Annotated in this window: 3 protein-coding genes; 2 read left to right on the top strand and 1 reads right to left on the bottom strand. The window is 72.3% G+C overall.

Annotated elements, in window-relative coordinates; translation table 11 throughout:
• Window positions 1-36 precede the first annotated feature (36 nt).
• Both ABD340_RS35060 and ABD340_RS35055 read left to right on the top strand, forming a co-directional pair.
• Window positions 37-957, top strand: coding sequence for an ABC transporter ATP-binding protein (locus tag ABD340_RS35060; RefSeq protein ID WP_344594927.1), 921 nt, complete (start codon window positions 37-39; stop codon window positions 955-957).
• Window positions 957-2555 (top strand): hypothetical protein, encoded by a 1599-nt coding sequence (locus ABD340_RS35055; protein ID WP_344594926.1) that lies wholly within the window; start codon window positions 957-959, stop codon window positions 2553-2555. Before ABD340_RS35060 ends, ABD340_RS35055 begins: the two co-directional genes overlap by 1 nt.
• A 25-nt stretch (window positions 2556-2580) precedes the next feature.
• Here ABD340_RS35055 and ABD340_RS35050 read toward each other — a convergent pair whose 3' ends face one another.
• On the bottom strand, window positions 2581-12516 hold the full coding sequence (locus ABD340_RS35050) for a Tc toxin subunit A-related protein (protein ID WP_344594924.1): 9936 nt from the start codon (window positions 12514-12516) through the stop codon (window positions 2581-2583).
• Between the last annotated feature and the right edge of the window lie 54 nt (window positions 12517-12570).

The raw sequence follows: 12570 nt of genomic DNA, 5'->3' as shown, positions 1-12570 counted from the left end.
ATGTGGCGGGCGCCCGGAGCCCGGAGCCTTGAGGCCATGCTCGAACTGATCGACATCACCAAGATGTACAGGGGCGGCAAACTCGCCGTCGACGGCGTCACGATGAGCCTGGGCCCGGGCCTTGTGGGCCTGCTGGGCCCCAACGGCGCCGGCAAGTCGTCGCTGATGCGGATCGCCGCCACCGTCACCCGCCCCACCTCGGGAAGGCTTCTGTTCGAGGGCGCCGATGCCGTCGCCGCTCCTGACGCGCTGCGCCGGAATCTGGGCTACCTGCCGCAGGACTTCGGCGTGTACCCCAACCTGACCGCCCGGGAGTTCCTGGCCTACCTGGCCGCGGCTAAGGGCCTGTCGGCGCGCTCGGCGCGGGCGCGCATCGACGAACTGCTGGAGATGGTCGCTCTCACCGGGGCCGCCAAGCGGCCGCTGGGCAAGTACTCCGGCGGGATGCTGCGGCGGGTCGGGATCGCGCAGGCGCTGCTCGCCGACCCGAAAGTGATCATTGTGGACGAGCCCACGGCCGGACTCGACCCCCAGGAGCGGGCACGGTTCCGCAACGTGCTCGCCGACCTGGCAGCCGACCGGGTGGTCATGCTGTCCACCCACATCGTCTCCGACATCGAGTCGGTGGCCTCCCGCATCGCCATCGTGACGGGCGGCCGGCTGCTCCGCCACGGCACCCCCGACCAGCTGCTCCAGCTGCCACAGGGCCAGGTGTGGGAGCTGCTGGTCGCCCCCGCCGAGGCGGACGCCGTACGGGCACGCCACGTGGTCAGCCGCATGATCCGTACGGCCGACGGCGTGCGGATGCGCGTACTGGCCGCCGGCCCGCCCGGACCGCAGGCGGTCCCGGCCAAGCCCGACCTTGAGGACGCCTACCTCGGCCTGCTCCACGCCCACTCCAGTCCTGCCACCGGCGTCGCCGGCATGGCGGCGGGAATGCCGGGAGGTGCCCGGTGATGCTTCGCACGATCGGCGGAACGGCACTGGGAGACTTCCGTGACCGGGTGCGCCGCCCCGCCTACGCGATCACCCTGCTGGCCGCGATCGGCCTGGGGTATCTGGCCATGCCGGACACCGGAAGCCGCCTGGTGATCATGTACATCGGCGAGCACCGCGGCGTCTACAACAGCGCCTACGCCGGTACGGTGACCGCGCTGGCGAGCGCGCTGTGGCTGACGCTCGGCGGCTTCTACGTCGTCCGCAACGCCGTCGACCGCGACGATCGCACGGGCGTGGGCCGCCTGCTCGCAGCCACCCCCCTGCGCACCTCCGCCTACCTGGCGGCGAAGCTTCTCAGCAACACCATGGTGCTCGGCTCGATGGTGGCGGTGCTGGCCGGGACCGCGGTGGTGATGCAACTCGCGCGCGGCGAGGACCGCGGGATCGACCCGATCGCGCTGCTGACACCGTTCGCGGTGATCGCACTGCCGCTGGTGGCGCCGACGGCGGCCGCGGCCCTGCTGTCCGAGACCGTCCCGGTGCTGCGCAGCGGTGTCGGCGGCATCGCCTGGTTCTTCGTCTGGATGGCGGGCACGATCGGCAGCCTGTCCGCGCGGGCCCCGTTCGACCTCCTCGGCGCCCGGCACATCAGCCGGTCCCTACGCGACGCCAAGGCCGGCCATGGCATCGGATCGCCCGGTGACTCTTTCAGCCTCGGCCTGACCGAGGTTCCCGAACCGCTGAAGACCTTCGCCTGGGAAGGGTTCCCCCTGTCCCCGGCCTTCATCGTCGGACGTGCGGTGCTCGTCCTGGCCGCCGTTGCCGTGGCGCTGCTGCCGGTCGCCTGGTTCGGCCGGTTCGACCCCGCGCGGGGCCGTCTCCGCAAGGCGCCCGAGCAGGCTCCGCAGACCGAACACGTACCCGCGTCCGCGTCCGGTTTCCGCGGCCTTCCGTCGACGGCACCGACCCGTGGCGGAACGTTCGGCAGACTGCTGGTCGGCGAGTTGAGTCTCATCCTGCGCGACGCGCCCATTTGGTGGTGGCTGGTCGCGGCGGGCCTGGCGGTCGCCGGGCTGGCGGGCCCGCTCGACGCCGTCAGCTCGGTGTTGCTGCCGCTGGCATGGGTGTGGCCCGTCCTGCTCTGGTCGAGGCTGGGAACCCGGCACCACCGGGACGGCGTCGACGGGCTCATTGCCGCGTATCCGGCCACGTACCGCCGGGTGCTCGCCGAGTGGACGGCCGGATTCGCCGTAACGGCCCTGCTGGGCCTGACCCCGCTCGCCAGGATGGCCGCGACCGCCGACTGGGCCGGAACAGGCGCGTGGCTCGGCGGCGCGCTCCTGATCCCCTCTCTGTCCCTCGCCGCCGGGACGCTCTCCCGCACACCGAAACTCTTCCAGGCCGTCTATCCACCGCTGTGGTACGGGGTGTTCAACGGCCTCGCAGCCCTGGACTTCATGGGCGCCGTCCGAACCGATGGCCAACTGGCAGGACCCAGCCCGCTGGCCATCGGCGTCCTCGCCGCGCTGCTGCTGACGCTCGCGCTGCTCACCGGCCCCGCACACCGGCACGCGGGCAATCTGCGACGCACGCGTCTTCGCCCGCGCCCGAACTGACGCGGGCCTTGGAACCGAGCGGTCCTCACCGGCGGTGGGGCGCGCTCCGGTCGACGACGTCGTACCAGCACAGCAGGTGGGCGCGGGAGGCCTGCCCCAGGTCCGGAGGGAGCCGGAGCACGCCCAGCACTTCGGGCGCGCCGCCCAGGACCGCGGCTTCCGGCAGTTCCAGTACACCGCAGAAGAGGTCCGGCCAGTCCGCGGCGGCGACGCAGCGGACGTCGATGGGACGCGACCCCGGTGACCGCTCGAACTCGATCGTGTGGTGGGTACTCGGGGTCGCGCCCGGGACCTCGAGGAACAGCCCGATCCGCGTCACCCGCGGATCGCGCCGCCCGCGCAGGAACGGGAACATGGTCCGGCCCAGGGTCAGCCGGATCGCACGGTCGCGCGAGCGCCGATCGAACAGCCGCCACGCGTCCGGCAGGTCGTGCTCGACGTCGAAGTAGCGGACGCCGGAGCCGGGCAGGTGGCGCCGCGCGATCTCGCTCGCGGCGCGGCGCAGCTCGTCGCCGCCCTCGCGCGCCGTGTAGTTGAGGTGCAGGACGACGTCGGACAGGGTGGCGAGGTCGAAGTGGTTGTTCTCGGCCGGCAGCTCGATCCGCCACCGGCCGGCCGCGCCGGCGAACTCGAACGGCAGGTACCGGTCGTCGCCGAATTTCAGCTCGAACATCCCGCTGTCGCTCTGCCCGCCCGAGGTCGCGATCGCCTCGGACGCCGTGTGCCGGGTGACGACGCGGGGATCGTTGGGGGCGGCCTCGTAGCCGTTGCCCGGCCGTCCGTCCGGGCAGCAGGCGTGCGGCGGGGCGGTCAGGCGCGGATCGACGCGGGTCGTGCTGCTGAGCAGGGTCAGCCTTGACTGCACCCCGACGTACGGGCCGACGACGCACGGGACGCTGAGGCTGACGTTCCTGATCCGCCGCATGAAGTGCCCCGGGTAGTCCTGGTCGAACAGCCATTCCGGTATCTCGATCTCGCAGCTGCCGGTGGCCTGCAGCGTCAGGAACTCCAGCGGGAAGAGCAGGCGCAGCGACAGGTGCTTGGTGATCTCGTACTCGCGGCGGTTGTCGTCGAGGTAGGCGTGCTCCATCCGTTTGAGCGCGAGGGCCAGCCGGTCCCCCGCCTGGAGCCCCTCGTGCAGCCCGTCCCAGACCTCGCCGGTGATGAACGAGCGCGTGGTGTGCCCGAGTTCGTAGTTGAACGCCCGCTCCGCCTGACGCGCCACGTACAGGGCCAGCTCGTAGGTCTGCGCGTGCATCGCCGCCGTCTCCTGCTGCAGGAACAGGTAGAGCTGGTGGTTGGTGAACTTGTCCCTCAGGAAGTCGTGCACCTCGGCGGAGGTCTCGACCTGCTGCTGGTGGGTGTTCAGCTCGCGCAGGGCGATCTCCCGGCGCCGCTCGGCGGCCAGGATGTGCCGCTCGGCCTGCTGGATCTCGAGGCCGAGGACGTCGACCTGATGCAGCCATTCCTCCTCGCGCCGTTCCCAGCCGGACTGGGTCAGGCGCAGCCCTCCGGTGGTCGTGGAGATCTCCCCCAGCGAGTTGGCGATCCGGGCGGCGGTCGCGAACACCGAGGCCAGCTTCGTACCGATGGGTATCTGCTGGTAGAACAGCGGCGATCCGCCGAACCCGGCGACGCCGGCGAAGATGTCCGGGGTCGCGCCGATGCCCTGCGCGATGGCCTCGGCGATGTTGCCCGTCGCCCGGAGCGCCAGCGCGGCGTAGGTGAGGAAGACGTGCTCCTCCTCGCGGTTGCTCAGCCCGTTCTCGATCAGCAGGTTGTGGTACCGCTGGCGGGTCTGGGCGATCTCCTTGGCCTTGCGCTGCGCCTGCGCGTTCCAGTCGGCCTCGCGCCACTGGTTCTGGCGGATCTGGACGGTGAGGTCGGCCAGCTGGCGTTCGTGCGTCGCGTGCAGCGCGGCGAGGTACTCGGCGTCGCCCTTCTCAAAGGCGGTGAGCAGGGAGTTGCCCAGGTTGCGCAGGTCGGCGGCCAGCTCGTGCGCCTTCTGGATCAGGAACACGAACCGGTAGCGGTTGTCGGGGGCGCACCAGTCGAGCTCGTCCAGGCAGGGCTGGGTGCTCTCTTCCGGCGTGGAGTCGCTCCAGTAGGGCCGCCGGTCGCGCCGCAGCCGCTCGGCGTTCAGGCAGGCGTGGACGAGTGCGAGCCGGTCGGCGTTGCGTTCGTAGATCGCCAGCAGGCGCGGGTTGAGCGGCGCGTGGTCGGGGACGAAGTCCGCCACGGGCACGGGGTAGTCGTAGGGGTCTTCCGCGAGCACCGTGGGCGGGGCCTGGCCGAGCAGCCTGGCCACCGTCTCGAACACCAGCCGGGCCTGCTGGAACGACTCCGGCGTGTTGCCCCGCAGCAGTGCCGAGCCCCATTCGTCGAGCGTCTCCAGATAGTTGAGCAGGATCGACCGGTCCCGCAGCTTGGCGTGATCGGCCGACGGAGTGGCTTCGTCGTGGTTCGTGCCGCTGTCGCACAGCCAGCTCGAATCGGACCGCAGCGGGGCGAAGGCGAGGTCGTACCAGCGCAAGGCCGCCTCGAACTGGCAGCGGGCGCGCAGGCTCGCCGCGACGGCGACGGCCGGGGCGTGCGCCGACGCGGGCAGGATCGGCGTTCCGGGCGCGTGGAAGGCGAAGTACGGGAAGCTCGTCAGACCGCCCGGGTAATGCGGGGGCGGCGGGGTCTCGTACAGCAGTGGCAGGGGCGTCGCGGTGTCGGTCGCCAGGTCGTAGCGGAAACCCGGCTCGGACGTGGACGGATACCCCTGCGGGGCCTCGCCGCCCTCGACCGTGAACCGCAGCGAGTCGTCGCTCCTGCCGGCGAAGGCCAGCTCGGGCTCCGGCGCGTCCACGCGCAAGGGCTCCGATGACCGCCGGGGCTGGGTGAACTCGCCGTCGTGCACCCGGCACCAGGCCAGGTGGACCGCCGGGTCGCTCGACCACTGCAGCAGGCGCGGCAGGATGTTCGCGTCGTGCCAGCTCCACGGCACCTTGCCGCCGGGGTCTTCGGTGTCGGTCGGGTCGGTCGGGTCGGTCGGGGCCGGCATCTGGCCGTGGCCGTCGTCGGCGACCTGGGTGACGGCCTTGTAGAAGCGGGAGTCGAGCAACCAGAAGTAGTACTCGTCGACCACCGCACTGTGCGGCTTGCCGCAGTCCTGGCAGCAGGCGGGCTCGCACCCCTCCCGATGCGGGGCGAACTCGGCCGAGGCCGGGGGCTCCCCCGCCGCGGCGATCCGGACGAAGCGCACCCCCAGGCGGATCGCGGCCTGAACCCACAACGGCAGCGGACGCTGCGGCTCCGACGGCTCCATCGGCGCGTCCAGCGGGACTAGGTCGCCGGTTCCGATGGTGTGGTGCGGCTGCGGGAGGACCGCCGCCGCGAGCCAGGACGGGCGGGCGTGGCGCTGGGGCGTGCCCTGCAGGTCGAATCCATGGTGGTCGAGGTCGACGGGGCGCAGCAGCGCCGGTTCGCGAGCCTGCAGCGCGGTCAGGCCTGGATGGGCGGGCGGCCGCTCACCCGGCCAGTACAGCAGGCCACCGGGGACGGGCGCCGTCAGGGACATGCGGCGCAGTTCGTCCTCGACGAAACGGAACGCCTCCCCGCGCCGGGCCTCCCGCAGTTCCTCCCAGTCGATCCAGTTCTCGCGGTGGTACCGGCGGCGGACGCACCTCTCCCAGATCCGGTAGGTGGCGAAGCGGCGGTCCCACAGCAGCGCGAACGGCGCCGGAACCCGCAAGGTCGGCTCCAGCCCGAGCCGCGCCCGCTGGACGAACGTCTGGACCGCGCTGACGGCCTCCTCAATCCTGGTCGCCCGCTGGCACAGCCCGGCGTCCACGTCCATGAGCAGCAGTTCCTGGACCGCGGGCGGGTCCAGATCGAGGTGCGCCAGCAGCCCGGCGCGCCCGCGCAACCGCAGTCCGTCGTTGAGGCCCCGGACGTCGGTGTAGCGGCGGGGCTCGCCGTTCTCCAGGCAGCCGTCCCGCACGAACCTGGTGAGGTCGGCGTTGCCCGAACCGTCGCCGACGGCCGCGCCGGGGTCGTCGGCCGCCCACAGGTCGGGCCGAGCGGTCCGGATGTCCTCGATCAGGAAGTCCTCGCGGAGCCGGTCGAGCCACCGGTCGGCATGCCAGACCCGCACCGTCCAGCGGTCGTCCCGCAGGTCGGAGGTGGTCACGGTGTGCCCGACATAGGTGAGCGCCTGCGGGATGTGCCGCAGATCCACGTGCAGATGGCGCTGCAGCTGGGCGTTGATGTCGGGGTGGTCCTCGGCGGCCTCGTGGAACAGCAGCCACAGCGGCGGCTCGGGCGCCGGCTCCGTGGCCCGCCGCACGGACGTGTAGTCGAAGATCCGCTCCCACTGGTCGAAGAGCGCCTGCCGCCGCCGCGCCGACGGCTCGGCCCGCTGGTCCCGGGCCGGGGACGGAGCCATGTAGTTGTCGCGCAGCGGCAGCAGGTCGGGGGCGAACCAGGCGTGATGGCCGGCGAACGCGCCCGCCGGTGCATCGCCCGTCCGGTAGGCCGACGCTCCGGCGAACAGGTCGGGGTGGGCGAGCAGGTAGCCGATCTCGGCCTGCCCGTCGTCGGCGACCGGCCGGGCCGACAGCCCGAAACGGTGGGCGGACAGCAGCGCCGTGAACGCGCGCTGGTACGTGCGGCGGATGTCGCGCAGGCTGCTGGTGTAGTGCCGCTCCAGGTACTGCCGCGCCGTCCCCTCCAGGCCCTGGACGCCCGCCCCCAGGGTGCCGTCCTTGAGCTCGCCGAACAGCTGCGAGTGCGGGATCGCGATCAGGGCGTCGCCGGTGTCCGGGCCCGCGTACTTGAGCTGGAACCCCCCGACGGCCGGTGCCAGGTCCTCGGCGTCGCGATGGACCGGGCGGGGCTGGACCAGCTCGACGCTGAGCTGGTAGGCGCCGCGCAGCAGCCGCAGCGGATCGGCGCGGTCACCGGGGACGGTCTCGTCCGGCCAGTCGTGGCTGAGCACGATCCAGCGGCGCTGGCCGCGCCGCAGCGTGACGAGCCAGCGCCCGCCCGCGGCCTCGAAGTCCGGCGGCCGGCCGTCCGGGGTGGGCGCGCCGGCCCGGAACTCGTAGCGGCCGTCCGCCTCGATCAGCAGCGTGCCCGTCCAGCGCACGGTGTAGCCCTCGGCCCCGCCGAGCGGGCGGCCGTCCACGTTCGCGGTGGCGAAGCCGTTGCGGAAGTCGACGAACTCGCGTTCCCCTGCCGTCGGGGCCAGGTCCAGGGCCGGGACGACGGTCGGGATCGGGCTGTTGCCCGCGTTCTCCCCGGCGCCGAACACCGACAGCGGCCCGCGCGTCTCGCGCCAGACCAGGCCCCGGCCCTCCGCCGTGTACTCCCCCGGCAGGCCGGTGCCGGCGAGGCCGAGCAGGGCCGCGAAGGCGCCGGCGGACGGGCGGTCCGGCCAGAGCATCGACGGAGGCTCTCCGCTGTCGCGCTCCCAGGGCGAGGTGCCGGCGTTCTCGTCGGCCGACAGCTGCCGCAGCACGCTCCATGCCAGCTCCGCGCGCTCGGTGGTCGGCCGCCCGCTCCAGGCGTCGACGTGGGCGGCCAGATGCTCGGCGATCAGCTCGCACCGCCGGTAGAAGAGGGCGAACCGCCGCTGGAACCACGCCCACCGCGGTTCCTCGTCCGGTTCCTCGATCAGCTGCTCCTCGGCCTCGCGCAGGTCGGCGAAGATGAACGCGAACGGGGCCAGATCGGCGCGGGGCCAGAAGTACAGCTGGCGGACGGCCCGCTGCTCGACCTCGCTCAGCTGGCGGATCCGGGCCAGCTTGGCGAGCACCGCCTCGCCGCTCAGCGGCAGCTCGGCGTACAGCTCGTGGGTGGCGGTGTCGTAGCGGAACGGCCCCGGCGGGGTGTTCCACATCGGCGCGGACGTCGGTGCGAGGGCCTGCCGGTACTGGCGGTCCCCCGGCGCCACCGGGATGCCCGCCGCGGCGGCGGCGGCCGGGAAGAAGTGCGTGCCGAGCCTCCGCAACGGGTCCGGCCCGGCCGGAGGCGGGCTGTAGCCGAACCGGTCCCGGAGGGTCTGCTCGATCCGGTCCCAGGTCCAGGCGGCCGCGTCCTCGTCGGTGAGCCGTCCCTCGGCCACCGTGAGGCGCCCCCGCAGCGCCCACAGCGAATGGCCGGACTCGTCGTCGGGCAGCGCCAGCGGGTCGTCCAGCGCCTCGTTGTCGGGTTGGAGCGGGAAGGGATCGTCGCCGTCCAGGTGCGGGTCGGCGGTGCACAGCAGCAGCACCTCGCCGACACCGAAGTCGGACGCGTAGATCTTGGCCAGCACCTCGGCGAAGCGCAGCGTGTGGGCCGGGCACGCGTCCCAGCGGTCGCCGCCGGCCGGGTCGGGGTCGAAACCGGCGAGCAGTGACAGCGGGCCGAGATTGTCGACCAGCAGCTTCATGAACTCGGGGCCGCGCGGCGCGCAGCCGTGCCGGTCCTGCGCGTAGGCCGCCACCTGGTCGAGGAGCTCGTCCAGCGCCCAGGCCCGCTTGGCCGCACCGGGACCGGCCCACAGCGCCAGCAGGTGCGTGCGGTCGGGACCGGTCGCGTCCGGCGCGGGGGGATCGAGCGGATCGGTGAGGGCGATCCCGAAGTCGTCACGCAGGATCTGGAACGCGGCGAGCCTGCGCACGAAGTCGGGGTTGATCGCTCCATCGGGTCCGAACAGCTCGAACACGACGCAGAGGTCGCGGAGCCGGGCGAAGTCGTAGCGCGCGTTCGCCACTCCCTGGAGCTTGCGCCACAGCCGGATGAACACCGCCAGCCGCCGCAACGCGTCCGCGGGCGACGCGGGGTCCTGGAAGCGGATCCGGTAGGCGCCCAGGTCGCACGGCTCGCAGTCGGGGAATCTGCGCGGCCCCTCGGTGCTGGCCCGCGCGAAGCGGACGAACGCCGAGCGCCACAGTTCCAGGAACTCGCACCAGCTCAGCCCGGTGCGCTTCAGGAACTCCGGGAGCCGGACGACGATCTCGGTCCAGTGCGTCTCCCCGACCGTGTCGGCATCGAAGCCGTACAGCTCGTGCAGGACGAGCTGCCCGGCCGGCCCCTGCTCGGGTATGTCGCGGGTGAACAGCCGGTCGAGCTCCTCCGGGGACAGGTGCAGGTACTCGGCCGCGAGGTCGCGCTTGACCGGGTAGCGCCACAGGTGCTGCTGGAAGTCGGGCGGCTGGTTGGCGGGATCGAGCGCCAGTTCGGTGATGTTCGCGCGGAAGTGGCGCATGGCCGCGTACCGGCTGGTGCGCAGGTGGGACAGGTAGGTGCGGTTGATGTCCAGAGCCTGCGCGTAGGGCAGGGACGGCTTGGAGAAGTCGGCCTTGAGCGTTTCGTAGGCGCCGGGCCGCTTGACCGGGGTGGCGGGGGTGGAGTGCTCGGGCAGCGCCGCGAACAGCGTCGCCGGGTCGTGCTCGGCCAGCGAGTGGCCGCCGAGCGATTCGGCATGCGTGTCGTACACGACGCCGCCGCTGCCCGGCGGGCCGTCGACGGCGGCCTCCAGGCATTCGTTGACCAGGTCGATCACGGGCACGGGAGTCTCGAGGTTCGGTCGGCTCGCGGCCAGCTCGCCCAGCTTGCCCCGCCGGCCCGCGACCAGCTCGGCGAGCGTGCCGGCCTCCTCCCCCTCCGGCTCGCCCTCGCCCGGCTCCTCGCAGGTGGAGTCCTCGGTCAGCTGGAGCAGGTCGTACAGGTAGGCGACGGGACCGAAGGGCGAACGGTGCGGTTGGGGGACGCAGTTGACCAGGCGGCCGTCGGGGTTCACAGGCCTGAACCCGCCTTCGCCCGACGGCTCGCCGCCCAGTGCCTCGCCGTCCGGTGCCTCGCCGTCCGGGGACGCGTCCGGACGTCCACCGGCGCGGTCGAAGAGCGTGTCGGCGTACTCCCAGGCGACCGTCCCGGTCAGCGCGACCCGGAAGTCCTCCCTGGCCTGGTCGGCGATCTGGGCGCGGGCGGTGAACCCGCGGGCGTACAGCGCCTCCATGATCGAGTACGCCTGCTCGGTAGTCCAGGGCGGCGGCGTGCCCCCCGAGCCCGTGGTGTCACCCGTTTCCACCGCACCGGTCAGGAGGCTCAGCTCGTTGAGCGCGGCCAGCGCTTGGTAGAGCCAGTCCTGCGCCGCCTCGTCTTCCGGCAGCATGGCGCCGATATGGTCCTGGATCTCCGCGATCCGGGCGTCCGTCCACTCCTGCCCGAACTCGAAGTCCCCGCCGGGGAAGGTCGTGATGAATTCGGTGATGAGGTCGCCCCGGGGCCTGGGGAGGCGGGGCGGCCCGTCCGGCGGTGCCTCGAAGACCGGCGCCGCCTCCTGCACGACCGAGAAGAACTGCTGGACGTGGCGGATGAAGGCCGCCACCCGTTCGGCGACGCTGCCCGGCTTGGTGAAGTCGGGCAGCAGGTCCGCGGCGTCAGGTCCGGCGAACAGCGCCTGCCAGTCGGCGGCCGGCCGGTCGTCGATGTCGTCCGCGGCGTCCGCGCCCATCCCGGTCTTGATCGCGCCGATGAGCGCGGCGTGGGCGCCGGTGAGCACCAGCAGGACGAGTTCCAGATGGCCGGCGAGCCGGCCCGGGTCGGTGACGCCGGACCAGAAGCCCTGGACGTCCTCGCCCTGATACGCCAGCCAAGCCTCGACCAGCGCCCGCACGTTGGCGCGGGCGGGATCGGCCCCGCTCAACGCGTACTCCGGCGCCGAGCCCTGGACCGCGCCCAGGGCGCGCAGCCGCCTGGCGGCCTGGGCGACGCCGGTTCCCGCCGGCGCTTTGATCACACCGGAGTCGAGGGCCGCCCGCAAGGCGGACTTGAGCGTCTCCTCCTCTTCCAGCGTGTGGAGCTGGTAGCGCTGCTCGGCGGAGATGCTCGTGGGCAGCGTGGCGCCGAGCGCGTAGAAGTACTCGGCGGGGACGGTGAAGGCGGGCTGCAGGGGTGCGGGCGGGTCGGCGAGGGGGACGGCCGACGCGAGGACGACGCGTACCGACTTGAACCTGGCCCCGGACGGGGCCTGCGCCAGCGAGACGGGCATCAGCAGGCCCGCCTTGGCCGCGGCGGTGCTCATCGCCTCGGCCCTGAGAGCCGCGGCCAAGGCGTACACGAAGGGCGCGAGCCGTTCGGAATCGGCGTTGCCGGTGGCGTAGTAACTGTCCAGGTCGCCTTCGAAGGTGGCCCGGCTGACCTCGTCGCCCTGTTCCCTGCCGCTGTCGGGGAGGGTGTAGAGCGCGTCGAGCTCCCTGGACGCGTGCGGACCGATGAACCGGGCCTTCGGCGCGGGCAGCGGCCGGAACGACTGGTTCCAGACGATCTCGTAGGCGACATGCCGGGCCTGCAGCGGCGTCAGGTCCGCGATCGGCAGCGGCGCCGCGCTTCCCGGATCACCGTCGAGGACGGCCTGCACGGCGTTGCGCAGGTCGGTGAAACGGGGCGGGGTGCCGTCCGAGGGCACCTCGACATAGTCGTCGGTGTCCAGCCCGGTGCCCGGTGCGGGAAGCGTTAGATACAGGCTGGAAGTCGGAATATCCGGGAAATTACGACGGGGCGGACGATTCTGCTGCGGATCCACCGGGACGTTGAAGTACGACTGCCGGTGGACGATGGTATTGCCGTTCCGCCTGATGACCAGCCGCAGATCCGGTGCGGAGTGCTCGGCTTCGCCGGTGGACGGGACCCGGATCACCGCCGTGGCCACGGCCTTGAACTCGTCGGGCACGGGAAGAGGCGGCGGGGGCTGAACCTCCTCCGGACCCCAGTGCTGCACGATATCCGAATTCTGATTAGGGCGGAAAGGGTCGGTCGGCGGCGGGTCGACCGGCGCCCGGTAGGTCGCCACCCCCAATGACGCGCCCTCCAGGGGTGAGGCCATGGAAAGATCGAATGCCTCGATCTCCAAGCCGTCGAGATAGGGCGTGAAATCGGTTCCCTTGGTGGGTTCGGCCGGGTGCAGCCGTATCACGATGAGTGCCATGTCCGCGTCCTTCCGCCCTGCCGGTCGTGAAGCCCTGGCCTGCGCAAACATCGA

The sequence above is a fragment of the Actinomadura vinacea genome (assembly GCF_039532545.1).
Taxonomy (GTDB): domain Bacteria; phylum Actinomycetota; class Actinomycetes; order Streptosporangiales; family Streptosporangiaceae; genus Spirillospora; species Spirillospora vinacea.
This window is presented reverse-complemented; position numbering and strand designations above follow the sequence as displayed.